Source organism: Micromonospora sp. NPDC005161, from assembly GCF_053599855.1.
In genome coordinates, this window is sequence record NZ_JBSFYQ010000063.1 from 1 (window position 1) to 24,502 (window position 24,502).

Consider the following 24,502-nt stretch of genomic DNA (forward strand, 5'->3'; position numbering starts at 1 on the left):
CGTGCTGATGCCCGCCTGCTCGAGCGCGGCGACCAGGCGGCCGGGCACGCCGAGGTCAGCGAAGGAGGTGGGCGTGACAAGGGGTGTCTTGCTGGCGCGCCGTGCCGCCATGGGAGTCTCCGAACGTGGAAGGGGTCGCCCTGCATGGCGCTGACCGATTGGTCGCGGCGCGTGGTGGTCGACATCAGATGCAGGCCGTGGTCGGAACCGGCGGACCGGTTGATCAATCTACCCGCGCCCCGGCCCAGGCCGTACACGATGGCTTTTTGGGTTAGGGTTCGACGGGCCGAGCGTCCAAACGCCCCCGGCGAGCGGCCGGATGCGCCCGCTCATTTTCCGCACCCGGCTTGCATGTGCGAGCGGGTCGCGCGTTGGCGCGCCAAACTTGGAGCAGTTCTTGACTGATGTAACCGCGCATGACTCGAATCTGTTCCGTGATACACCGGGAGCAGATGCGCCTTTCGACCACACACCCTGCCGTTGACGCAAGTTCGGCTGCGATGACCCGCCTGCGCACCCCGTTCCGGGTCGAGGGTGACCCCGACCGGAAGCCGACGAACGGCGCCCATCGCCCGCTCGTTAGGCATCACGACGCCACGGAGCCCAGTCAGTAAAGGCTACCCCGCGTGTCGGTTCGACGCGTCGTAGGTACCGACGTCCTGTGCAGGTGGATCAGCTGGATCAGCACCTCTCCCACGACTGGACCAGCAATTGGGGCGGCGGCGGACCGCCGCTCGGCCTTGCCCGCATACATTTTCGCGTCGGCCATCCCGATCAACGTGTCCCCGTCGAGGGTGCTGCCGCGACCCGCGACCGCCGCACCCATCGTGCCCCCGGTCGGGGTGGCCGCCCAGTGCAACGGCGCACGGTGTAGGCGCCGCCCGTCTCGGCGCCGGCGATGAGAGTCGAACAGCTCATGACATGACCTGCTTGGGTCTGACTGGATGGCTGGGAGGTACGTCCGCAGAGGGAGTCGAAGGTGGTCGCCGTCGGCGTGCGGTTGAATCGCTTCGATCGGTCCGTGGATGCGCTCGCCGGACATCCGCTCAGGAAGGCAATGCCCGCAGGGTGAGGTGGCGTCATGCTGCGCACATCCGGACGGGCAAGTCACTCGCAGCGGTCCTCGGCGCCTCGGCCGTACGGCCCGCAGCAGTCGGGGCGGTGCCGGTACACGCGCAGGCCGCGTCTGTGCCGGCGGCCGAACTCGGGCGTGATCTCGTACAGGCAGGCCTGCGAGATGACGGCCTCCCCGCCGCCGGGCACCAGCGCCGTCAACCGGTCCGCCGCGCAGCAGCACGTCCACGTCCTCGACCGTACGCAACCCACAACCGCCGGTACGGGTTCTGGATCTGATGCTTCTCGGCCTCGGGACAGATTTGTCGGCCATCCGCTGCCGAATAACGCTGGTGTCGGCCTCGACCTCCTCCGCGCTGCGGTCGCCGCCCCCGGCGGGTGGCGCCAGGCAGCACGAGCGGTCGCATCGCCGCCCCGATGGGCAGGTCGAGTGCGGCGCATAGGCCGCATACCTTGGCCAGCTCCGGATACTGCTGCCAATCGCCGGCGAGCCAGCGGAACAGGGTCGAGCGACTGACACCGGTGTGCCTGGTGACGTCGCCCACGGTCCAGCCGCGGTCCTGCCGGGCGTCTTGGACTGCCCCACAACGAACTGGGCGAAGGCCGCCTGCGATGTGATCGCCACTGGGTCCATCCTCAGTCGTGACCCTTTATGAGCCGTTCGCATCGCCACAAGGTAGGTAGGTCGCACCCGCTCCCACGGTGAAATTGTCACGCGTCAGCGGGTTCTCCGCGCTGATCGCTTGCGTGGCGGGGTCAGCAGATCCGCGATCGTGGCGATCGCGCTCGGCACCAGCCGGTAGTAGGCCCACACACCGCGCTTCTCCCGCTCCAGCAAGCCGGCCTCGGCAAGGATACGCAGGTGGTGACTGACCGTCGGCTGCGAGAGGCCGACCAGCGCGGTCAGGTCACAGACGCACGCCTCGCCCTCGGGGGCCGACTGGATCAGGCTGAGCAGCCGCAGCCGGGCAGGATCGGCGAGGGCCTTCAGGACCCCCGCCAGCCGCTCGGCATCGGTACGTTCGATCGGCTCGCCGGCAAGCGGCGAGATCTGAGGCTTAGTCATTTCAGCCAAGGCATTTCCCACATATTCCATCCTTCCACCAGCAGCATCCACCCACGCACATATCGCCAATGCACGATGCCTATGAGGGTGTTCGAGATGGTCTGATGTGGACGGCGTGACAGCGGCGACCGCAGCCGGGCTCGGTGTCCGGATGTCCGCTCGTCGTGGTTACCCCTCCGGTTTGTGCTCAGTGGGCGTTGATCGAGCCGCTGTTGCCGGAGCCGAACACCGACGGCCGGGCGGGAGAAACACCCTCGGCGGGATCGGCATCGGCCAGGGTCAGCCGGTCACCCGCTCAGTTCCGCCCCCCGGGCCTGCCGAGTTTGATCATCCGTGCGGGCCTCAACGGTCGTGGTCCCCGCCGGGGCTGGGTGGCGGCGCTGCGTGGGGCGGGCCGGTCAGTACCCCGGTCTCGTTGGGCCGGTCGGTGACCGGGTGGGATGGCTTAACCTTCGCCGACCGGCTCGGCTCGGCCGTCGCGGCGGGCTTCTTCGCCGTGCCGGACCCGCTCCCGGTGCCGGAGCTGTTCTTCGTACCGGACCCGTTCTTGCTGGCGGGCTTGGTGTCCGGGACCAGGCGCTGGCAGTAGGCGTCGACCTGCGCGGCGCCACCGGCGGCGGCCACCAGCGGCTGGAACCCCGGGGTCTCCAGCGCCTTCTCCCGCTGGGCCGGCTTCTTGGCCAGGTACGCCCGGCAGAGCCCGGCCCTGTCCTCCGGACCGCTGCTCGGGCTCCGCCGGGCCGACGTGGCGGTCGGGGACCGGCCCGGATCGCCGGTGGTGGCCGCGCCACCGCCGGCCGGGGGTCCGTCGGGGCGGCCGGTGGTCGGGGCGGGAGTCGCCGGACCGGACGGCGGGACCGGCTCCTCCGGGCGGTCCAAGGTGACCGCCGCGAAGGCGGCGCCGGCGGTCGCGGTGGCGAGAACCGCGGCGACCCAGGCCAGGGCGCCGGCGGTGAACCGCCAGCGGCCGGGGGCCGGGGCGGGCGTGGACTCCGGGCCAGCGCGGGCCGCCCGGAAGGCCGCCAGCGCCGCCTGCTCCCCGGCCAGCTCCTCCGGGCGCGCCGGGGCGGCCGCTGCGGCGAGCAGCCCGGCGAGCGGGTCGGCCCGGACGGCACCCTCCGTGGACGTTGCGGCGCGCGCGGCGTCGAGGAGCCGGTCGGCCTCGGCCCAGTCGGCGGGGCGGCCGGATCGGCGGCCGTGCATCCTGAATCCCCTCACGTCAACCATCCGCCGGTTCGGCGTGCGGCGCCTGCCGGCGCCGGTCACCGCGCGGCCGCGGCGGTGTGGTGCTGCTCTCGGGTGCGGCCGGCGGCTGGCTGAAATCGCGCTCGATCAGCCCGGCGAGCCGCCGCAGCCCCCGGTGCGCGGCGGTCCGTACCGCGCCGGGCCGCCGGCCGAGCACCCGCCCGGCGGTCCCGGCGTCCAAGCCGATGACGGCCCGGAGCAGGACCGCCTCGGCCTCCCGGGGTGGCAGCGCGGCGATCAGGGCGAGCGCGGCGTCGGTGCCGATGGTTTCCCCGGCCCGCTCGGCGGTGTCGGCGTCGCCAGCCAGCTCGCTGAGCGCGTGCATCGGCACCGGCAACGACGGGCGCCGGCTTTGCCGGCGCAGGTGGTCCATGGCCCGGTTCCGTGCGATGGTGACCGCCCAGGCCCGGAAATCGCCGCCGGTGAAGCTGGGCAGGTCCCGGGAGATCTGCAACCAGGTCTCCGACGCCACATCTTCCGCGTCGGCGCCCACCAGCGCGGTCAGGTAGCGCAGCAGGCTCGGCTGCAGGGTGCGGTAGAGGAGGCGGAAGGCGTCCTCGTCACCGGCCTGCGCCGCGGCGACGGCCTCGCTCAGCTCATCGGCCATGCCATGCCCATTCCCCGGCCACGGGAACCAGCGGACGCCGGAGCCGGCGCACGCGATGCATGCCTGGTCCGCTGACCGGACCTGAGTCGCCTCTCAGCCCCCCACTAACCTGATCGTGCTCGCGGCTGCGGCGGCCCGGGCGGCACGTCCAGACACTCGCCAGGACGAACGGCCATCGGCGGACTGCCACGCCGGCGCGGTGAAGCGGCCCCAAGTCGGGCAACGGTAGGAGCTCACCACCCCACCAATAGGTCGGCATCACGTCACAGTAACGCCCACCTCATGTGAGGGCGAAAGCACCGGAGCGAGCCCAAGCTCCTTACTTACTTCGCTAGGGAAGGGCATGGGCGAGTGCCCCTGGAGGCTGTCGACTTCTCTCTGGTGGTCGCGGCGCGGGCCTTTGACCTGCTGATGTGAGGTCGCGTAAGGCCGTGTGAGGCACTGTCAGCCCTCACGACACCTTCCTCGACCGCCTGTGGTCATACCGTCGACCCACCGGCCAGGCACCCCCACTCACCGTCCGTCGCCCCTGTAGCTCCACGCCTGCGATTTCCCGTGAACGCGCAGATCAGCCAGGCGCAACCAATCAGGCAGGAGGCAGTGATGCGAACCAGAGCGGGTTCTTTCGCCACAACGTTGGCATCCGTGCTCCTGGTCGCGGCCGTTCCGGCCGCGCTCCACCACCTCGGTGGATGGCCAACGCCTGACGTGCCATCGACCGGGGCGCTGCGGGACTGGGTCCGACAACCGCTGACCGCCGGATTCCTCGCCGGTCTCGCGCAAACCGCCGCCTGGCTGATCTGGGCGCTGCTCGTCGCCGCCGTCGGCGCCCGCGCCTACACGCGGGTCACCCGCACGCTGCGGTGGCTACCCACGCTGCACCTGCCGGGACCGCTGCAGGGACTGACCGCGGCCGTGCTGGGAGCCACCGCGGTCAGCGCCAGCACGGGTGCCATCCCCGCCCACGCCGCCGCGCCCGCCAACGCCGAGATGAACAACTCGCACGAAGCGGTGCACCACACCGCGCGGCAGGCCGGTCACACCCTGGCCAGCCACGTGGCGCCGAGCAGCACCGAACTCGCCCGTGTCGCGGCCGGCCGGGAAGACACCTACACGGTGAAGCGTGGGGACACGCTGTCCGAGATCGCCGAGCGGTGCCTGGGCGACGCCCGCCGCTGGCCGGACATCTTCGCCCTCAACCGCGGCGCCCGCTTTCCTGGCGTCGGTGGGACGCTGCGCAACCCGAACCTGATCTATCCCGGCTGGACCCTCAACCTGCCAGCCCACGCCAGCCCAGACGGCCCCCCAAGAGATGCGGGGCCGCCTAAGCCACCGCCGACCGATCAACCGGACGCCAAGGCACCACAACCCTCGCTGAACAGGCCCACCCCGGCCCCAGGCAGCTCGGCCCCGACCACGGTCACGCCGAACACACCCGCGTCGACCACGACGGCCGCACCGCCGAGCAGCGGCGCCCCGGAACCCGCCTCCACCGCGACCGGCTCTGCCGCCAACGCCGATGCGAGCGATGCCCCCACCCACGATCGGGACGCGCGCGGCGTGTCTCTGCCGAGCGGCAGTTGGATAGACATCGGCCTGGCTCTGGCCATCGCGGGCGCAGTGGCGCTGGTGTGGGCGCATCGCCAGCGCCGCTACATTCCCCGGCCGCCCACGGCCACTACGCGCACGACCGATTCCGACGTCGCGCCGATGCCGCCGGTGATCGGCCAGATCCGCCGAGGACTGCGCCGGCTCACCGCCGGCCACGCCAACGCGCCGACCAGCGACGCCCCCCACACGATCACCGAGGTGGGCGTCGACATGCACACCGACGACCTCGCCGTGGGCAGTGGCGCCGCCACGGAGAACGAAGGCAATGGCACGCACGCCGATACCCGTCCCGGCGCTGACGAGCCGAACCAGGCCGATGCCCGCCGCGAACCCACAGCAAGCGGCGACGTGCCGGTCGTGCCGTCGCTGGCCAACCCGCTGTCGGCTCTGTGGCCGCCCGCCGGACTCGGACTCACCGGTCCCGGTGCGCACGCCGCCGCCCGCGGGTTCCTCGCCGCCGCCCTGGCCGCCGGCGGCCTGCACGACATCGATGCCCGGACCGAGGTGGTGATGCCGTCCGCGGCCGCGGCCACGCTGCTCGGTCCCGCGGCGGTCAACCTGCCGCGCACACCCCGGCTGACCATCACCACCGGGCTCGATGAAGCCCTTCAGATCCTCGAAGCGCAGACCATGCGCCGCACCCGGCTGCTCGACCGGCACGAGGTGAACACCGTCGCCGAGCTGCGGCACACCGACCCCTACGAGGAGCCGCAGCCCCCGATCATGCTCCTGGCCGAAGCGAGCACCCGCCACGAACGCGCCCGCGTCGCCGCACTGCTCGCGCAGGGCCAACGCCTGGACATCCACGGGGTGCTGCTCGGCCCGTGGTCCGACGGCAACACCGTCATGGTGGCCGACGACGGCGTCACCACCCCCGCCGGTAGAGAGAGCCAGCGCCCTGGCAGGCATCCCGCCGACGTCGGCCGGCTCGCGATCCTCACGCCTGCTGAAACCGCGGACCTGGTGGCCACCCTCGCCGAGTCGCACACCGGCCAACCCCAGCCGCCGCGCCCGACCGAACCCGCACCACCGCCGCTCCAGGCCGCGACTCCGACCTCGCTGGCGGCTGCGGCCACACCGACAGACACGCCGGTGGTCGCACCGGCTGACACGGACGCCGACGCCGAGCAGGACGTGGAGGCCGGCCACGACCGGAGCGGCGACACCTACAAGACACAGTCCCCGGCGGGTGCCGTTGGCATCACCGACGTCTCGGTTCCCGTTGAGCTGAGCGCCGCAGCCAGCCAGGGCGGCGACGCCCGCCCAACAGACGACGCGACGGCGACAGTCAACCACCAGAGGGCTGCCGTCGGCGGGCGGTCACCAGCCGCAGCCGGCCGGGACGTCGATGCCGAGTTGGTGGGGCAACCCGGACGGGTGGGGGTGAGGGTGCTCGGGATACCCGGCATCGTCGACGGCGACCCGCAGCGCAGCCTGCGCGCGAAGTCCCTCGAACTGCTGGTGTATCTGGCGGTCCGCGATGGCAGCGCGTCCACGGAGGCGATCCTGGACGACCTGCTGCCCGACGCGCCCGCCAGCAAGGCCGTGCACCGGCTGCACACCTACGTCTCGGACCTGCGCGGCGTCCTGCGGCACAACGGCGGCCCCGGCACCTACCTCACCCACCCCCACCGCCGATACGAACTCAACCCCGAAAGCTTCGACATCGACCTGTGGCGGATGCGCACAGCGATCCGCGCCGCCGACGCCGCCGGATCCAAACCCGAACGGGTCACGGAGCTGCGCCGCGCCGTCGACACCTACCAACCACTCGCCGAGGGCCGCGAATACGAATGGCTCGAGCCCTACCGGGAGAAGATCCGCCAGGAAGCCCTCGACGCCGCTCTGGCCCTCGCCGAGGAACTCGCCGGCCAACCCACGGAACAGCTCGCCGTCCTCGACACCGCGATCAGCCAGCACCCCTACGCCGAACAGCTGTACCAGGCCGTCATGCGCGCCCGCGCGCAACTCGGCCACCTCGACGCCATCCGCGCGCTACGCCGGACGTTGACCCGCCGGCTCGCCGAGATCGACGCCGAACCCGCCGACGACACCCTCGCCCTAGCCGACCAGCTCACCGCCGACCTGCGCCGCGCCGGCCGCGACGCACGGACACGACACTCCGCCCTCACAGACGGAGCGTCCGCATGAACACCGCACCGCACACCGGCAATCCGACCAGCACCACCACCGCCAGCGCCACGGCGTCGGCTGACACCAGCGCGCACCTGCGGCGGCTGCGCTGGGCCGTACGGGCCACGCTCACCCTCGGCGTCGCCGCCTCCGTGGCGGCAAACGTCCTGCACGCCCAATCAAACCCGATTAGCCAGATCATCGCCGCATGGCCACCACTGGCGCTACTGCTCACCGTCGAACTGATCTCCCGCGTCCCGCACCACCGCCGCTCCCTCGGCACCATCCGGATCATCGCGACGGCCATCATCGCCGCCATCGCGACCTGGGTGAGCTACTGGCACCTCGTCGGCGTCGCCACGCGATACGGGGAGACCGAAGCCGCCGCCGCATACCTGCTGCCCATATCCGTCGACGGACTCGTCATCGTCGCCAGCGTCAGCCTCGTCGAGCTCACCGCCAGGATCCGCGCGGCGACACCTGACCAACAGCCTGCGCTGATCGCATCGCCCGAATTCCCACCGGCCACAGAGCCCACCCACGTGCCCCGACAGCCTTCGGCTCAGCCCGGCACGCTCGCTCCCCAGCAGCGCGCCGCAGGGGCAGAGGCCGCGCCAGCCCGCACACGGACCCGACGGCCGATCAAAGCGAACCAGCGATCCGCGAACCCACAGCCGCTAGATCGGCTCGACGACGCGCAGCGCGTGGATCCACCGCCACGGAGGCCCGACAAGGAACCCAGGACAGAGACGGATACAGCAGAAGGCGCGGTCTCCGACGGGGGACCCGTGCCGCCGGAGACCGCCAGCGCGGTGGCTTACTGGTATCGGCGTGAGCCCAACCTGCACCCAGCCGAGATCGCCGCGCGAATCGGCCGGTCTGAACGCACCGTCCGCCGGTACTGGCCGCCGCCAGCCACCCGCCACCCGTCACCGGCGACAACGTCACCGACGTAGCCGAGAGCGCCTCCGACGCTGAGGGCGCCGACTCCACACCGGGCCTCACGCAACCAGCTACCCCTCAGCCTGGTTCGTCCGCGTCAGGCCCGCCCGCCAACGACAGACGCGGCGCCTGCCTCGACGACCTGGTGGACGAGCTGGCCTGCCGCGACGCGAGGCAAAAGGGTTCGAGTCATCGGCGATGCCGACAGGCAGGAGGACTCGGGGAAGGAGTGGCAAGGGCCGTTGGGCTGCCGACCTACTCCCTCAGGTTGTCGAGGTCGTACCGTGTGCCCTGGGATTCCAATCGGGCCCGCACCTGGGCAGCATGCTGCTCGGCGACGTGCATGTCGGCGCCGGCCGCCTTCAGGAGCTCGACGGTCGGGCTGCTGATCCCGATCGGGTCGGCCATCGCCACGCCCGCTTGGATCCCCAACAACGTCGAATTCGTGGTTACTGCGAGCACTGCGGCGAGAGCCTCGGCGCGCGGCTTGTCCCGGTCGGCGCCGCTGCCATACCGGCCGGCCACCCCGGATAGCTCAGCGAGTGCGATGCGCTGCTCTCGCGGTAAGTTCCCGACCTGAACCACAGCCTGACGGTAACAGCCGTGACCTGGGCGGGGATCAACCGTTACAGCCAGTGGCGGGCCCGCGGAGCGTCCTGGGGTGGGGGTCCTGATGGGCGCGAACGTTGAAGCGGCTTCTTCATACTGCGGGCCCGCCCACCGCGCCTGTCCGCCTGGCTGGGCGTGGGCTGGGCCGGAGCCTGCGGACATTCACTCGGCCCGTTTATGCAAATGGTGCAACGAGAAGGTGTATCACGAGCCCGTGATGACCTGCGTCGGTTACCGAAGGTGGCCGCTTGGTTGGTCGGCGAAAACGCTCCCACGGCCCGGCTCGCGTAGCAGCTCCACGAAATGGGCGTAACGTCCGCCCCGCGTGACCCGCCGTACTGGGTGTGGCCTTTGACGAAGACACCCTTACCGGGTTCTCCGTAGACGACGCCCTTGACGTGCAGCACCATGCCCGCACGCTGGGCGGTCGTGATGGAGACGCGGTAGAGCACGGACAGTTGGCTGTACGACGGGATCCGGGATTCGGGCGGGTACTCCCCGGTCGCGGCTCTCGCGGCGGTGCCGTCCGCGATCTGGCGGTAGGTCATTGGTCCTAAACCATCGGTCGGGGACGCCGACCCCCCGTTCCCGGCTGATGACGCAGCGGCCCTACCGCCTCCGTCGCCCCCAGCAACGCGGTTGGTGGGGCCGCTGCCCTCCCGGTCGCGCGCAACGAAGGCAAGCCCGATGACTGGACTCATCGTCGGGGTTGAGGCCTCGGCAACGGCGCGGCGTGTGCAGCATTTTCCTGCGGATCTGGCACGCGGACATGCTGCCCCGCAACCGCCTCCACTCGGCCGGCCGCAAAATAGCCCGGCACGGCATGTCCTACGAGGAAGTCACGTGGCTTTCCCGCTGCGCGACCTACCCGACGCGGTGATTCACCCAGCGTGGCCAGCGACGTTCACCACCGCCGGTGTGCCGCGACCCGGCATCCCCGTCGAGGAAGTACCCATGACCGTTCCCAGATTCGACTGGTACCTGCAGCACCTTCACGAGCAGGTCATCACCACCGCCGTCAGCGCTTCGCCCGAGAAGCTGTACGAGCGTGGCCACTGGGTCCGCCCGGGGCGGCGCAGAGCCCGACCTGGGGGAGGGCGTGTCGGACCTGCTCGGGCCTGCAGCCGCGGGCGCCGACCGGGCCCGCTCTCATTGCGGGAAGGGGTGAATCCTGCGTGCAGGTCTTTCAGGTCAGTCTCATCCTTTTGATCACCGCACCCGAGGACGCCTCGCTGCCGGCATTCATTGACGATCTGCGCGATCAGCTGACGCAGCTTCAGCACCGGTGGGAAGGCGTCATCGCGTCGACCGTTCGCGGCATGATCGAAACAAGCACCTGCGAGGTGACCCTGAGCGTCATGGCCGACGACATCACCACCGCCCCCATAGCCGCAGGCCGGGCAGTCGCTTACGCCGCCGATCGTGCGGCAGCCTCCTGGCGGGTCGCCATCGGGCGCATCACCGTTCAGAGACCACCTCGGCCAACCACCCTCGCGGACCTGCCACCGCTTCCCTGACCCGGCAGGCCGGGCTGCAGGTGCCGCCCACGCACTTCGCCCGCATCCACGGACCCGGCCCGCCCCAGGCACAGCAGTTTGGACGCACATGACGCACAGCGCGGCCCCGGCGACGCCGACGCCCGACCCGGTGACGCCGCGGGTCGTTCTCACCGCGCCGACCGCCACGGGCGCCACACCCGTGCTCCTCATCACGGTCCTCGCGATACAGGAAGTCAAGAAATACTGCTGTCCGTCGGCCAGGCACGGACCCTGGCCGACCAGATCGTCTCCTACTCGACCGGCAGAAAGCCGCCACTGATGACACCCGACCCCCACCAGGCGCCGCACGGTGACACCGCACAACTACCCATCTATCAGCCCCCGCCATCAGCCAGGCAAAAGGCGGTCCCATTGGTGATCGCCGCCTCCGTCCTCCTCGGTCTCTGCTGCTGGGGAGGTTTCATCGCCGCCAACGACGACGAACCGAGCCGCCCCTCCGCCGGAAACAGCCCCACCCAGGACGGCCCCTCCGCCGCTGCACCCCCCGACGGCGGCGCGACCGCCACCACCGACTCAAACGTCCTCCAGCAACTGCCCACACCGACACGAGCTACCCCGACCACGTCCGCGGCCCGGCCGAGCCCGTCTTCAGCCCGGCCGAAGCCGACCGCCACCCACAGCACCACGCCACGGCCGGCGCCCACCAGCTCCCAGCCGAAGCCTCCACCCGCGCCCACGACCGACCCGCGATTCGGCACCTGCAAAGAAGCCAACAACGCCGGCTACGGCCCGTACTACCGCGGCCTCGACCCCGAGTACGCCTGGTACATCGACCGGAACAAGGACGGCGTGGTGTGCGACTGATACGCCCCAGCCCCGGCGGAACGGAGCAACCGATCAACACTTGTGCCCACCACTACGCCCTGCCGCTCCTGGCCATACCCGGCCAAGGTCGCGCACGGTGAGTGCGGGCGAAGGCGGCGAAGGGGGCAGCGCTGGACGACTGTAGATGTAACGCCCCACATTCCCGCGACGCCTGTAAATGATGGAAAGGTCGGGTGCGCGGCCTGACGAACGGGCGGGACCGCACCACCCCCGCGATCTCGCCCGGCACCTGGTCCGAACAGCGCACCATCAAGCCCGTCGGGAGACATCCCCTATGGCGAATTCGACACCTCGTACCCCACCGCCGCGCTGGCCGGGCAGCCGCAACGGCGTTGCCGCACCTGCCGTCTGGAACCTGCCAACCCAGCCACTTCCCCAACAGCCGCAACGCTCAGGCGAGTGGTGGCCCTATGCGGTGTTCGGCGCAGTGACCCTACTGCTCGGGTGCTTGGCGATGGTGGTCGTCCTGCTGGCCAGGTAGCCCGCGAGGCGCCCGATTTCTGCTTAGCCAGCGGGTGCCGCCCTGCTCACCAGTAGTGGCGAACCAGGGCCTAGCCCGGCCCGGCCGGTCCCTGTCAGACCGGCGCGCGCCGGGCGGGCCGTGCGCAGCGGCCCGAGCCAGGCGCGCGGTGAGCAGCCGCCCGGCCAGCTTCGCGTACGACGGCTTTTCGGCGTTCAGTCCGGCCGCTGCGGCGACGGCCTGCTCGGTCAGGTCGGCCGCGTCCGACCGGGCGGTACGCCCCGACTCGACCAGGGCGAGGATCCGTTCCGGGTCGGTGTCGGGCAGGTTGTGGTGGCGGCGGTGCAGCAGGCCGCGCAGCAGGGTCCGGCGAGGTAGCGGCCTCGCCGATCGACCACTCACATGAAGTGGGACCACGGCGATGCCGGCGGGGCGCCGCAGGGGCTTCGGGGTGTAAGGGGAGCAGAATAATCGGTGTCCTCGGCTGTGAATCGCGTCAGAAGACGGCTCCCTAGCGCCACCTGCGAGTCCCGCTCACGTCCCGCGGCCGGCCCATGGGCGCTCGTTGACATCCGCCGCTAGCCATCACCTCTGGCGGGCGCCGCGGTTTGGCGCCCGCGTCGGCGGGAAGCGCGTGGACCTGCGACAACGAGGAGAGGAACTCTCATGACATCGACCCCACTGCCTGGCGGGACGTTCACCTTGGCGGAGGATTTGACGTTCACCCGGATGGGGTACGGCGCGATGCAGTTGGCCGGCCCGCACGTGTTCGGCCCGCCGGCCGACCGCGACGCTGCCGTGGCCGTGCTGCGCGAGGCCGTTCTCCTGGGTATCAACCACATCGACACCGCCGACTACTACGGCCCGTACGTCACCAACGAGATCATCAGAGAGGCTTTGCACCCGTACCCTGATGATCTACACATCGTGACGAAGGTCGGAGCGTTGCGGGACGCCGAGGGGAACTGGCCTCCGGCGCTGGCTCCCGAGCAGCTGCGCCAGGCCGTGCACGACAACCTGGATCATCTCGGGCTGGACGCACTCGACGTGGTCAACCTGCGCGTCGGTGGGCTCGACCGACCCACTCCCGGCCCCATCGCCGAGCCGTTCACCGCGCTCGCGCAGCTGCAGCAGGACGGACTGATCAAGCATCTCGGTCTCAGCACCGTCAACGCCGAGCAGATCGCCGAAGCACAGTCCATCGCGCCGATCGTATGCGTCCAAAACTTCTACAACATCGCCAACCGCAACGACGATGACCTGATCGACTCGCTCGCCGCCCAGGGCATCGCCTACGTGCCCTACTTCCCGCTCGGCGGCTTCTCCCCACTGCAGTCCGAGGAAATCAACGCCGTCGCCAACCGCCTCGACACCACACCGATGGCCGTCGCGCTGGCGTGGCTGCTCCAGCGCTCCCCGAACCTCCTGCTCATCCCCGGCACCTCATCCGTCACGCACCTGCGTGAGAACGTCAACGCTGCTGGGCTGACCCTTCCCAAGGACGCGCTGACCGAACTGAACGCCATCGCGTCGTGAACACGACCACCGCGCAACCTCCGATCGGGTTCATCGGCCTCGGCGACCGGGGACCACCTGTGGCGACCGCCGTCGCCGAAGCGGAGTGCCCCCTGCACGTGGAGCCCGCCGACCCGGCCCCCTTGACGCGGTCGGCGACGACGCGCACGTCCGGCAGGAACCCAGTCGCTGGGCTGACTGGTTGAGGATGCTGTGCCGTCCACCCGTCGACGTCATTCGCAGCGGTCCTCCGAGCCGCGCCCGTACGGCTGGCAACAGGCGGGCCGGTGCTGGTACACGCGCAGATCCCGGCCGCGGGACCGCCCGATGTCCGAGGTGCGCTCGTACAGGCACGCACCCCACACCACGGACTCGCCGCCGCCGTCGACGACGTGCCCTTCGCCTGGCCCGCCGCGCAACAACACCTCCATCCAACTGACGTACCACGCAGGACCGGCCGGCGCAGGCCGACGGCAAAGGTCAGGACGCCCTGCGCACAGGTTCACCGATGCGACGTCACGAGGACCAGAGCGGACGGGCCCCATTCCTGCCTGTAGCGGCGGGGTGACGTAAGCGAGATGTTCATGTTTGACTATGCCTATGCGGGCGGGGGAGGCGCGGCTCGCAATCGACTGCGGCACCACCAGCACCGTCGCCGTCCTTGCCTGGCCCGACGGCAGCTGGTCGCCACTGTCCTTCGACGGCGCACCACACCTGCCCAGCGCCGTCTACCTCTCCCCGGACGGCGACGTGTGGACAGGGCAGCGGGCCTGGCAGGCCGCGGCGGACCAGCCGAACCGGTTCATCCCGGCACCGCGCCGCCCCACCGACGACCAGCTCACCGTCGACGGAACCGTCGTTGACGCTCTCGACCTGACGGCCGCAACATTGCGCCGCGTCGCTGCCGAGGCCGAGCGGGTCGCCGGCGGCCCGGTGCAGGATGTGCGGGTGGTGGTGCCGGCGGGATGGGGGCCGCGGCGGCGCACCTGGATGCGGCAGGCCGCCCACCGGGCCGGTCTTCCACAGCCACGCCTGGTGGAAGCGCCGGTGGCCGTCGCCGAGCACCTGGTGGCCACCGGCCTGCAATGCCGGGTGGGGTCGTTCATCGCTGTGTGCGATCTGGGTGCGGGCGCGGAGGCCACTGTCCTGCGCCGTGGCCCTGCCGGCTTCGAGGTCCTTGCGACCCTCGCCGACCCAGCCGCCGGCGGCAGCGCCATCGACCAAGCCCTCACCGCGTCCCTCACCGGCGACCGCATCCCGGAGGACGCCGGTGATGGCGCACTGCGGTGGACGGTGGCCGCCAGCGTTCAAGCCGCGAAGGAAGCCCTGGCGCATCACCCGGCCGTGACGGTGCCGCTTCCCGACCGGCCACCCATCATCGTGAACAACACCATGCTCGAGGAGGCCGCCCGCCCGGTCCTGCAGCGCGCTGCGCAGCTGATCAGTGAGGCGGTCACCGCAGCCGAGATCAGCACCGATGAACTCGCCGGCGTCTACTGCGTCGGCGGCGGCGCGCACCTGCCGCAACTGGAGAAGCTCATCGCCGATGAGACCGGCGTCGCTCCGATGGTGGTCACGCAGCCGGCGCTCGTTGCCGCCCGAGGCGCCGCGGACGCCGGCGCCGCCAACCCCAGCACGGCGAGCGCCGTGGAGGTGCCGGTGCCGCCGGTGCGGCGGGCCGTCGCCATCGCCGTGCCCGGCTTCGCGTCCCTGGCCCTGATCTGGCAGTGCCTCATGACCGCAGAGCAGCACAGCACGCTGAACGTGCACTACTGGGTGACCCTGAACTGGGGCGAGCTCACCATGGCCGCCGTGTTCGCCCTCCTGGCATGCCTCGGTGCGGGCACCATCCTCGGCTCCCTCGCCGCCGCCCACAGCCCCACCCCCGACACCCGCTCCGAAGGCGGAAAGATCAGCATCGGCATCCTCGCCGCAGTCTCCCTCGGCCTCGCGATCGCGGGCCTCTACGCAGTAGTTGCCAGCCAGTACCTAGGCCAGCCGGTAGGCGCGTTCCTCAAATGGGCCCTCTGGCCGATCACCCCGACCGTGCTGATGGCCGCCGCCATGGCGGTCGTCGCCGCCCGGCAATGGCGCGCACCCCACGGCGGCTGGTCGGCGCTGCTGGCCGTGCCGACCGGCTCCGTCGTCGCCGCCGCCGTCGGCATGGCGTTGATCCAGTACTCCCTGACCGCCGACCGGTGGCCCGACCTCATCCTGTGGATCGACATCGCCGGCCGCGTCGGTGGCCTGCTTCTCGGCGTCGGGGTGGTCATGGCGCTCGTGGCGCCGCTGGTGTTCCGCCTCATCCTCGCCGCACCCCTCGCCGTGATCACCGCCGCGATCGTCAGTTCACAGGCCGCCGGCATCCTCGGCGTCATCTACGCCATCGCCATCGCCGTCTGGTGGGCCGCGCGGCTCTGGACGCGCGTCATCCGTCCCGCCGCACCCGCTGCCCATGCCCGTTGATCCGTCCCAGGGCAACGGGGCCGCCATGACGAGCGCGGACCGCGGCTTGGCCGCCGCGAGCCACTGCATCGGCTGCCGGTGGGCGACGTGCGCGAGCCGGCGCGGCAGCGTCAGCCGAGCCGACGGCGGGTCCGCAACCTGCGGGGGGAGGTGCCCGCGATGCGGTGGCCGCGTCGGATAGGCGCCAGCTTCTTCCTTGTCCTCCTGCTGACCGGCCCGCCGCTGCTGCTGGCGCGCACCGTCGGATGGCCACTTCGCCGGTGGCCGAGCTCGCAGCAGGCGCGGCAGTGGCTGGAACAGCCCCTGACCGAGCAGACCCTGACCGGTGCCCTGGCGATCCTCGCCTGGCTGGTCTGGCTGTTGCTCGCCGGCACGCTCCTCGTCCGACTGGTCGCCAGGACACGCGCCGGCATGCGGTGGCTGCGCCGGGTACCACTTCCCACACCGCTTCAGGCCACCGCCACCGGCATGGCCGGCGCCGCGGTCTTCAGCGCCTCCGCCAGTACGACGCCCGCACCACCGGCAGACATCCCGTCGACGACGGTCGGCACCGTCGACCACCACACGACCACCACCCGTACCGCCGAGACGCGCGGTACGACGGTCACCATCGACCCAGGCGGGGTCACGGTGCCGGGTGGCTGGATACCGCACGCCAGCGCGGACCAGGTCGCCGGGGCCGCAGCACTCGTGTGGCTGCGCCGCCGGCGCGCCTACCGCCCGCATGAGGCCGGGTCGGCGCAACGCGACAACCTCGACCTCGCCCCGCTGCCAGAGACCGTCAGCGCAGCCCACGCAGCGTTGGCCGCCTCTGAAGGCACCGGTCCATCCGATCTCACCGCACCGGATCAGCGCACGGAACAGCCGCCGGACTCAATGCTGGCGGATGTGCCGCCAACGGGCGTCGGGCTCACGGGGGTTGCCGCTGACGATGCTGCTCGCGGCGTTCTCGTCACCGTCCTGCTGCACGCCCTGCACCGCCCCAGCGCAGGGACGGCGCTCATCACCACGAGCGGGGACCTGACCAGGCTGCTCGGCCCCTCCGCACAACGGATCCACTCGGTTTCGGGTCTCACCGTCGCCGCATCACTTCAGGAAGCAGTGACGGTGCTGGAGGAACACCCGCACCATCGGACTCCTGACACCACCACTGGACGGGGCAGCAGCTCGGCGAATGGGCCAGTGCGCCAGCGGCCCTGGGTCTTGCTCACCCACACGCCGCAGGAGCCCGGCACCGCACGTCGCCTCAAGGCCGCACTCGCAGCCACCGGCGGCACCGCCGTCGCGGTTCTCGTCGGAGCCTGGCCACCCGGCGCGACCTGGGAGATCACGGCAACCGGTCACGCCTTCAACGGCACCCAGGAGCAGCCGGCAACGCCAAGAATGTGCGTTCTCAACGCGGCGGCTGCCACCGACCTGCTCACAGTGATCAGCCAGGCCCAGCCTCACCCGGGACACAACAACCGACTCCCTCCGGCAGCCGACCCACCGCCGACCCGGGCCCGCGTCCCACGGCAGACCGATCGAGGCCAAGCGCCAGCCACGCCCCGCCACACCACCAATCAGCCTCTGCACCTGCAAGTCCTCGGCGACACCACGCTGAAGAGCCACGGCAAGCCGGTGACGATCCGGCGCACCGCGGCCCGCCTAGCCCTGGTCTTCCTCGCCGTGCATCCCGGCGGCGCCAACAGCCGAGACCTGACTACCGCCATCTGGCCCGGCCTTCCCGCACACTCCGTCACCGCCCGCCTCTACACCACCCTCAGCGACCTCAGAAAAGCTGTAGCCGCCGTCAGCGACGTTCCGCTCATCGAGCACACCGGCGACCGCTACCGCCTGCGCCGCGACCACATTGAGGTAGACCTGTGGCGGTTCCACGCTGCGGTAGAACATGCCGCCACCGCAGTGACCGCACGCCCCGCCGCCTGGCAGGCCGTCATCAACGCCTACACCGGCAACCTCGCCGCCGGCCACGACTGGCCGTGGCTCAACCCGCCACGAGAAGCCCTACGCCGGCGCGTCATCGACGCCTACACCGCCCTGGCCGCCACCCAGCCCGACCCGCGGCGCACCCTGTCCCTGCTGCAAGACGCGATCCGCGTGGACCCGTACAACGAAGACCTGCACCGTCGCGCCAGACGCGCCCTCGATGCGCTCGGCGACCACGCCGCTGCCGACGACCTGCTCACCACCTTCAACCGCCGGCTGACCGACGCCGGCATGGAGCACGTCATCCCCACTGAAGAATTCTGGCAGCCGCGCGCAGCCTCGAGCGGGCAAAAGCACTAGCCACCCCGCCCGGCCTCCTGGCGACCTCGGGCCGGCATCGGCCGGGCCGGGCGGCCACGCTGACGGGCATAAGACCGGGCTACCAGCCTCCCCGGACGGCGACCAGGTCGCTCGTCCGGTAGGGCGCTCGACCTGGTCCCTGTCCGGGGAGGCTGGACGGTCAGGCGACTGCCCGACGAGGAGATCCGCAAGCTGCCCTTGGAGCCGCCGCGCCCAGTACACCTGGCCGTCGGTAGACCAGGGCCAACAGCAAGTCCGACGTCGCAACCGGCGCGGTGGCTATTGTGGGCTCCGATCCGGCTTCTCCACCTTACGGAAAGAGCGCGACGAACGTCAGCGGCGAAGCCTTCCCGTCGGTCACGCCAAGTCTGTTGCCGTTGCTCCGCCACTCGCCCGAACACGGATCCCCGCCGATCACTCGGCCCGAGCCCGTACCGTCTGTCCCGCTTGGGGTCATCCCGGCACCGGCTTCGACAACAACGCCCACACTCGCCACCGCCGCGCACCATCCGGAGGCTGATACTGTCCCTGCCGTCGCGACACAAGCCGCTTTTGCGTGCGGCCGAAACGGCGGCAGAATCTGTTCTTGCTTCCACGGAAGAGACAGTCGCGAATCTCGGGGCTGACGCAGGCGAACACCGACGAGCCGAAGCAGCCATGCCCTCTGGTCAGCTACCGCTGCTCCTCCCTCCATCCTGAGCGGCACGGAATGTGAACCTGTCGAACCGGCACCTCAACCGGACGCACGCCAGCGGAAGCACAGCGTTCGCACGTTGCTGCCCGTGGTGCCGCCAGCCCTGCGGTCCCCGGACCCGTCCCGGCTGACGATCGCCGGTCAGCCACTCACCGCAACGATCTGCCGAACGACGGGAGAATGGGAATCACGTGCCCACGGGAACCGCTGCGGCTGGCGCCTACTGGTACACGCGCGAGCCCGATCTGCATCTGGCGGAGATCGCCGCGCGAATCGGTCGATCCGAACGCACCGTACGCCAACACTGACCGCCGTCCACAGGTATTTCCACGCGAGGCGTCAACGGCTCGCACCCGCGCCACGGTGCCGACACCCCACGCCGTTGACCCAATTCTGCCGACTCGTCGGCAGCCCGAGACAAAAGATTGGCTGTCATGCTCCGGTCCGCTGGCCTTGTGGCCATCGGTTCCGTCGCATTTCGTTTCCTTCTCTCACCCGTACGGCCGCTAGTTCTTGCTCCGGTGCTGTTTTAGATTGCTGTCCTCATGCCCGGCTCAAAAGGTGGGAAGGGCATCGACATCAGAGGGACCGAAATGGCGCAACCTACCACCCCGCCCGTGCCGCCGCCGCCCAACCAACCGCCGTCGGGTGACCACCCCGCCGACGATGCCGCTCTGCCCTCGTCCGCCGCCTCACGGCCCGTCCGGGAATGGATCGTGGTGGGCGCCGGCATTGCCGCTGTTATCGGCTCATTCCTGCCTTGGGCCAAGATCAGCGCACCAATTCTGGGCACGGTCAGCATGTCTGGCGTGGACGGGTCGGACGGTTGGATCACGGCAGGCCTCGGGCTTCTGCTGGTCCTCTACGGAGGCGTGAGCCTGCGTGGTCAGAAGATGCCCGTCCCCCAGCCCGTCTTCGCCGCCCTTGCCGTTGTCGGCGCCCTCGGACTGCTCGGTGTAGGCGTATGGAAGATCGTGGACCTACAGGCAACTGAAACGAGCATGCGAGAGCAGATGTCGGGTGAGGACGACGTCCTGGGCTTCGGGAAGGCGATGAGCGCAGCCACACAGGTCAGTGTCGGCACCGGACTCTGGTTGCTCACGTTCGCTGGACTCGTGGGATCCATCGCCATGGCCCTCACCCTGGTAAGCCGCTATCGCCGTAGCGACAGCTGATTGACTCGGGTGTGACCCTACGAGCGAATGCTCGTTCACTCGATGCGACACAGGCCCGGGCCGGAGCATCAGCTCCGGCCCGGGGCCGCTTCTTGTTAAAGGTGCCGCGGGTTGCTTCGGCTGCCCTGCCAGACCCGAGCTCGTTGTGGCGACCTTGACCTCGCCCCCACACGTACTCGCCACGCCATCCCTCCTCGCGCCGCACACGGCCGATGGCCGAGGTTCGAGTCGGGCAGCCTCAGCTAGATGCCCTGTCCCGATCCCGCCTAGCGCGGCAGTAAGCAGCACTGCCGTAGCCATCGAATATCATGGCTGGGCTCTCTGCTCGTGTTGTCAGTCCTCCAACGCACTAGGCGAGGCGTATGCGACGCACGACGCCGGCTTGCCGGTCATGAGCAGGTCCACCTCGACGAGGGCCTTGCCCGAAGGCGGGATCAGGTCGGGGAAGGTGAACCCACCCCCGGCGATCTTCTTCGTGGCGTCGTAGCAGACGAAGTCCACCTTCGGGCTCTTGATCGGCTCCGTCTTCGGGTTGATCACCTCGACCTTGGCTACGAATTCGTCTCCGTACTCCGACTTCCTCACAGTCACAGGACCGGTCTTGATCTCCGGGAAGGGCTCGGAGGAAAAGGCGCCCTTGTCCTCGACGAGCAGCGTCGCCTCGATTTTGGCCGCCTTCTTGCCCTTGGGTACTTCCACCTGGGTCTGGACCGGGAACTTCTGTCCGACACGAGAGAAATGCTCGACCTGCGACTCGCTCGCGAGCAGTTCGCCGGTGGCGTCCTTGACGTTGAACTGAACCGTCACGGTCTGACCCACCTTGTCGGAGGTGTTCTGCACCATGGCGATGAGGGAGACGTAGATGTCCCTCTGACCGAAGCCGGACTCCAAGAGGGAGCCATTAGGCTTTTCCTCCGCCCCGGCCGCCGGCGTGTTCGTGCTACCCGTCGAGGTGTCCTGCTCCACCTTGTCAGCGTCAGCGCAGGCGGCGAGGGAGAGTACCGAGCACGCGACGAGGGTGGCAACCCGCATATTGATCAAGCTAGTCCCCGTTCAGAAGCTCGCCTCGTAGCTGACGACGGCGAGCATGGTTAGGCCCGGAGACGATATCGCACCTTACCGACACAAAGATCAACTCTCCGGGTGGGCACCGTCGCACGAACGGCCTTCTCGCCCGTCCCGAAGCGGGACGAACTGGCTCGAGGCGCGAAGGCGCCCATCCTGCGGATGGGCGTTTCAGCGATCGTGGTTGCTACCGGCCCCTACTCGACCGCGTTGTTGAAGTCGTACCGGGTGCCCCTGGACTCCAATCGAGCCCGCACCTCGGCCGCGTGCTGCTCGGCGACCTGCATGTCGGCGCCAGCCGCCTCCAGTAGCTTCACCGTCGGACGGCTGATCCCCGTCGGATCGGCCATCGCCACACCCGCCTGGATGCCGAGCAGCGTCGCGTCTGCAGTCACTGCATGCACGGCGGCGACAGCCTCGGCGCGCGGCTTGTCCCGGTCGGTGCCGCACCCGTACCGGCCAGCCACCCCGGATAGCTCAGCGAGTGTGATGCGCTGCCCTCGCGGCAGCTTCCCGACCTGAACCACGAGCCTGACCGTAACAGCGGCGACCTGGGGGCGGAGGATCAGCCGTTATCGCCAATGGCGGGCCCGCGGAGCGTCCTGGTGTGATGGCCTTCATGGGCGCTGCCGGCGGTGACAGCGCAAGCTGTCACCGGGTGTTTCCTGGGTTCGGTCAGCTGCTGCGGCGCCCCACGGTCGCGGAGTCGGCGGCCGACGAAGACCAAGGCCGCGGCGCCGAAGAGCCGCGCACAACGAAGGCCGCATCAGGCAGATGCCCGATGCGGCCTTCGGTACTCAGGCTCGACGCGCCTGGCCACTTTCCTGGGCTGCCGGCTACGCAGCGCGTGACGATTGGGCTCGATACGAGTCTTCGCCCTCAGCGTCGAGGGTGGTCAGCCAGGCAGCAGCAGCTCGGTCATCCCTTCTTTGAAACCTTGAGCGGGAAGGTGGGGGCGCCGACGTTGTCGAGCGTCATGGTGTTCGCCGCCACGTACCGGTCCAGGTACGGCGATCGGTCACCCTGGGTGGGCGCATCGAACCGCGGGTCCTGCACCTCCAAGGCGAGCCGTGCGTCGGTGACCGTGATCGTCTGACCCGAGGGAACGGCCCGCCAGCCCCTTGAGGTGATGGTTCCGATCTGGACTCCCAGCTGGTGCCCTTGCTCGAAGGTCCAATCCGTCGCCTTCAAGGCGAAGGAGGTCGATCTGCCGTCCAGCGCTGCGACGTTCTCGTTGAACATCGTCGCCTTACCGTCCGGAGCGACGTCCCACAGTCGTACCCAAACATTGCCCTGTTCCCTGGTTTTCAGCGTGATCTCCGGCGTGCCCGTGATCCGCACCTGCCCCGACGCGGGCGTGGAGAAGGTCCAGAAGCTGTTGCTGGGCGCGTCGGCGCTGAGCGCACTCGTCTGGTCAGCCGTCGGCGAGCCGGCCTCCGGCGCGTACTCGATGTCCCAGCCCGCGGCCTGCGGCGCCGTCTTCGGCAGGGCGGCTGTCTGGGCGTTGCCGCCATTGTCGACGTACTGCCCAGGCGACAGCCGCACCTTGTACGAATTGTCGATCACCGGCCAGGTCGGCTGCGCGCGCCAGTGGCCAAGGCTGTCCTCGATGGAGAACGCCGGGTCGGTCACCGACGGTTCGATACCGCGCAGGTGCTGGTCATAGAACCGCATCACCTCGTCGAACCAGCCCGCCCGTCCCATCTTGAGCTGGCCGTCGCCGTTGGTCTCGTTGCCGCGCACGTGTTCCCACGGGCCGAGCCAGCCGCGTTCCGGACCATGGTGGTTGGCCAGGTATTTCTGCATGTCCTCGGGCTTGGTGTTGTCCTCGATGAAGCCCGACGTGACGAACAGCGGCGTTGAAGAGCCGGCGGCACGGGAGGCGAAGTCACGGGCACGCCAGAACGACGACTTCGGGTCGGGGTTCTGGGTGTTGGTGCGGTTGTCACTCTCACACTCGGGGTGAGTCTTTTCGTACTCCGCGTTCGCCTTGTAGCGGTCGCTGTCGTCCGCCAGCGGCGGCATCGTCGCGATCGAGTAGTAGCTCCGCGGGCTGCTCGTCGCGTTGGAACGCGGCACTCCGTTGCTGAACAGGTAGTTGTACCTATTCCACGTCGGCTCCTGGGCAACGATCGCCCGCAGCGGCTTGAGCTTGAGGACGTTGGCCGCCAGCCCGGTGTTGGCGTCGTACGACTTGCCGTACATGCCGACCTTGCCGGTCGACCACGGCTGGCTCGCTGCCCACTCGACGGCCGACTTGATATCGGCCTGCTCCCCCGGGCCGAGGAAGTCCAGGCACCCCGTGCTGCCGCCGAAGCCGCGCAGGTCGACCATCACGACGGTGTATCCACGCTCCATGAGCCCCGCGCCGTCGATGAAGTCCTGAAAGCGCGCCGATGGCCCAACCCGATCCCACCCCGCAGGAGAAGTCTCCCCCGCATGCGAGAAATACGGGCCCACCGAGAGGATCACTGGCGTCTTTGCATCCGCCGGCAGGTGTGCCGGCCGCAGCACGTCGGCGTGCAGCTCGACCCCACTGCCGTCTGAGGACGGGAAGTACGTCTGCGTCCACGCGGCCCCCTCGGGAACCCGTGGGTTCTCCTCATGGGTGATCGGGGCGTCAGCTGCCGCAGACGCCGGAGCGGCATGTGCCACCGCGGGTAAGCCGCCCGTCGTGAGGCTCGTGATGATGGCCAGTGCGCCGGCCGCCGCGATGGGCGACAACACCCTCCTCCGAAGGTTCATCCATCCTCCACCTAACTCCAGACGGGGTCGCCTGGTCAGCCACCGACGTTAACGGTCTTCACTGGCTTTGCATCCCTAGTTACCTCCCCGTGACCTTGGCTCGGGTCAGCCCGTAGCGGCGAGCAAGCCGTCGACCAGGCGTCGGCGACACCCCCGCTGGGCCACCGGGGCCGTCGGGGTCGTCTCCACCGTCGCCGCGGCCGCAGCCGTGCTCCTGTGGACAGCACTGACCACACGCAAGAGTTAGGCGAGCCGAACACGGTCTAGATGTGCTGTCCAGGGAGGTTGGTCGAGGTTGTGTGACGACACGATCTGATGTCGTAGGTGGGTGAAGGCCTCCGGTTGTGGAGTGGAGCTGTCGAGGAACCGCTCCGCCAACCAGGAGGCCTTCGTGTCCCACGCTAACGCTGCCTTGACTCCTC

19 protein-coding genes and 1 pseudogene are annotated in these 24,502 nt (G+C 69.9%); 8 read left to right on the top strand and 12 right to left on the bottom strand.

Translation table 11 applies throughout. The features are described 5' to 3' along the window. Positions 1 to 1,107: 1,107 nt before the first annotated feature. The 5 genes and pseudogenes from ACWD5O_RS34000 to ACWD5O_RS34020 all read right to left on the bottom strand — a co-directional run bounded on the left by ACWD5O_RS34000 (position 1,108) and on the right by ACWD5O_RS34020 (position 3,992). Positions 1,108 to 1,303: pseudogene (locus tag ACWD5O_RS34000) on the bottom strand (hypothetical protein). Beyond that, positions 1,272 to 1,619: a hypothetical protein gene (locus tag ACWD5O_RS34005; protein WP_449939494.1), complete on the bottom strand. Its 348-nt coding sequence runs from the start codon at positions 1,617 to 1,619 to the stop codon at positions 1,272 to 1,274. The pseudogene ACWD5O_RS34000 and the gene ACWD5O_RS34005 overlap by 32 nt, the downstream one beginning before the upstream one ends. 173 nt (positions 1,620 to 1,792) lie before the next feature. Continuing rightward, the gene (locus tag ACWD5O_RS34010) at positions 1,793 to 2,170 is read right to left on the bottom strand and encodes an ArsR/SmtB family transcription factor (protein ID WP_449939497.1); all 378 of its coding nucleotides are present in this window, start codon (positions 2,168 to 2,170) and stop codon (positions 1,793 to 1,795) included. A 312-nt stretch (positions 2,171 to 2,482) separates the two neighbouring features. Then, a complete protein-coding gene (locus ACWD5O_RS34015) occupies positions 2,483 to 3,343 on the bottom strand; it encodes a hypothetical protein (RefSeq protein WP_449939500.1) in 861 nt (286 codons plus the stop codon). A 16-nt stretch (positions 3,344 to 3,359) separates the two neighbouring features. Further along, complete coding sequence (locus ACWD5O_RS34020) at positions 3,360 to 3,992, bottom strand: RNA polymerase sigma factor (protein WP_449939502.1); 633 nt, start codon at positions 3,990 to 3,992, stop codon at positions 3,360 to 3,362. 645 nt (positions 3,993 to 4,637) lie between these two features. Between ACWD5O_RS34020 and ACWD5O_RS34025 the strand changes: the two genes are divergently transcribed. Continuing rightward, a complete protein-coding gene (locus tag ACWD5O_RS34025) occupies positions 4,638 to 7,754 on the top strand; it encodes a BTAD domain-containing putative transcriptional regulator (protein WP_449939505.1) in 3,117 nt (1,038 codons plus the stop codon). Beyond that, complete coding sequence (locus ACWD5O_RS34030; protein WP_450087810.1) at positions 7,751 to 8,692, top strand: DUF2637 domain-containing protein; 942 nt, start codon at positions 7,751 to 7,753, stop codon at positions 8,690 to 8,692. The genes ACWD5O_RS34025 and ACWD5O_RS34030 overlap by 4 nt, the downstream gene beginning before the upstream one ends. 241 nt (positions 8,693 to 8,933) lie before the next feature. On the opposite strand, the gene ACWD5O_RS34035 is transcribed toward ACWD5O_RS34030, so the two are convergent. Both ACWD5O_RS34035 and ACWD5O_RS34040 read right to left on the bottom strand, forming a co-directional pair. After that, the gene (locus ACWD5O_RS34035) at positions 8,934 to 9,263 is read right to left on the bottom strand and encodes a hypothetical protein (protein WP_450087811.1); all 330 of its coding nucleotides are present in this window, start codon (positions 9,261 to 9,263) and stop codon (positions 8,934 to 8,936) included. A gap of 41 nt (positions 9,264 to 9,304) precedes the next feature. After that, positions 9,305 to 9,988 carry a winged helix-turn-helix domain-containing protein gene (locus tag ACWD5O_RS34040; protein WP_449939513.1) on the bottom strand — a complete coding sequence of 228 codons (684 nt, stop codon included), beginning with the start codon at positions 9,986 to 9,988 and terminating at the stop codon, positions 9,305 to 9,307. A 474-nt stretch (positions 9,989 to 10,462) separates the two neighbouring features. Here ACWD5O_RS34040 and ACWD5O_RS34045 point away from each other — a divergent pair, with 474 nt between their 5' ends. Both ACWD5O_RS34045 and ACWD5O_RS34050 read left to right on the top strand, forming a co-directional pair. After that, positions 10,463 to 10,804: a hypothetical protein gene (locus ACWD5O_RS34045; protein WP_450087812.1), complete on the top strand. Its 342-nt coding sequence runs from the start codon at positions 10,463 to 10,465 to the stop codon at positions 10,802 to 10,804. A gap of 396 nt (positions 10,805 to 11,200) precedes the next feature. Beyond that, complete coding sequence (locus ACWD5O_RS34050) at positions 11,201 to 11,650, top strand: excalibur calcium-binding domain-containing protein (protein ID WP_449939518.1); 450 nt, start codon at positions 11,201 to 11,203, stop codon at positions 11,648 to 11,650. A gap of 454 nt (positions 11,651 to 12,104) precedes the next feature. Here ACWD5O_RS34050 and ACWD5O_RS34055 read toward each other — a convergent pair whose 3' ends face one another. Continuing rightward, the gene (locus ACWD5O_RS34055; RefSeq protein ID WP_450087813.1) at positions 12,105 to 12,533 is read right to left on the bottom strand and encodes a hypothetical protein; all 429 of its coding nucleotides are present in this window, start codon (positions 12,531 to 12,533) and stop codon (positions 12,105 to 12,107) included. Positions 12,534 to 12,797: 264 nt separating this feature from the next. Between ACWD5O_RS34055 and ACWD5O_RS34060 the strand changes: the two genes are divergently transcribed. After that, on the top strand, positions 12,798 to 13,667 hold the full coding sequence (locus ACWD5O_RS34060) for an aldo/keto reductase family oxidoreductase (RefSeq protein ID WP_450087814.1): 870 nt from the start codon (positions 12,798 to 12,800) through the stop codon (positions 13,665 to 13,667). Positions 13,668 to 13,879: 212 nt separating this feature from the next. Here the strand turns inward: ACWD5O_RS34060 and ACWD5O_RS34065 are convergent, their stop codons facing one another. Then, the gene (locus tag ACWD5O_RS34065; RefSeq protein WP_450087815.1) at positions 13,880 to 14,077 is read right to left on the bottom strand and encodes a hypothetical protein; all 198 of its coding nucleotides are present in this window, start codon (positions 14,075 to 14,077) and stop codon (positions 13,880 to 13,882) included. Positions 14,078 to 14,246: 169 nt separating this feature from the next. Between ACWD5O_RS34065 and ACWD5O_RS34070 the strand changes: the two genes are divergently transcribed. The 3 genes from ACWD5O_RS34070 to ACWD5O_RS34080 all read left to right on the top strand — a co-directional run bounded on the left by ACWD5O_RS34070 (position 14,247) and on the right by ACWD5O_RS34080 (position 20,270). Next, a complete protein-coding gene (locus ACWD5O_RS34070) occupies positions 14,247 to 16,112 on the top strand; it encodes an Hsp70 family protein (protein ID WP_450087816.1) in 1,866 nt (621 codons plus the stop codon). Between the two features lie 159 nt (positions 16,113 to 16,271). Next, positions 16,272 to 18,401: an AfsR/SARP family transcriptional regulator gene (locus tag ACWD5O_RS34075; protein ID WP_450087817.1), complete on the top strand. Its 2,130-nt coding sequence runs from the start codon at positions 16,272 to 16,274 to the stop codon at positions 18,399 to 18,401. Between the two features lie 1,287 nt (positions 18,402 to 19,688). Beyond that, entirely contained in the window at positions 19,689 to 20,270 is a 582-nt protein-coding gene (locus ACWD5O_RS34080) for a hypothetical protein (RefSeq protein WP_450087818.1), read from the top strand. 333 nt (positions 20,271 to 20,603) lie between these two features. Here ACWD5O_RS34080 and ACWD5O_RS34085 read toward each other — a convergent pair whose 3' ends face one another. From ACWD5O_RS34085 to ACWD5O_RS34095, 3 genes are all read right to left on the bottom strand, one after another. After that, complete coding sequence (locus tag ACWD5O_RS34085; RefSeq protein ID WP_450087819.1) at positions 20,604 to 21,236, bottom strand: hypothetical protein; 633 nt, start codon at positions 21,234 to 21,236, stop codon at positions 20,604 to 20,606. Positions 21,237 to 21,532: 296 nt separating this feature from the next. Further along, positions 21,533 to 21,862 (bottom strand): hypothetical protein, encoded by a 330-nt coding sequence (locus ACWD5O_RS34090; RefSeq protein ID WP_450087820.1) that lies wholly within the window; start codon positions 21,860 to 21,862, stop codon positions 21,533 to 21,535. Positions 21,863 to 22,253: 391 nt separating this feature from the next. After that, complete coding sequence (locus ACWD5O_RS34095) at positions 22,254 to 24,062, bottom strand: CocE/NonD family hydrolase (RefSeq protein ID WP_450087821.1); 1,809 nt, start codon at positions 24,060 to 24,062, stop codon at positions 22,254 to 22,256. Positions 24,063 to 24,502: the final 440 nt, after the last annotated feature.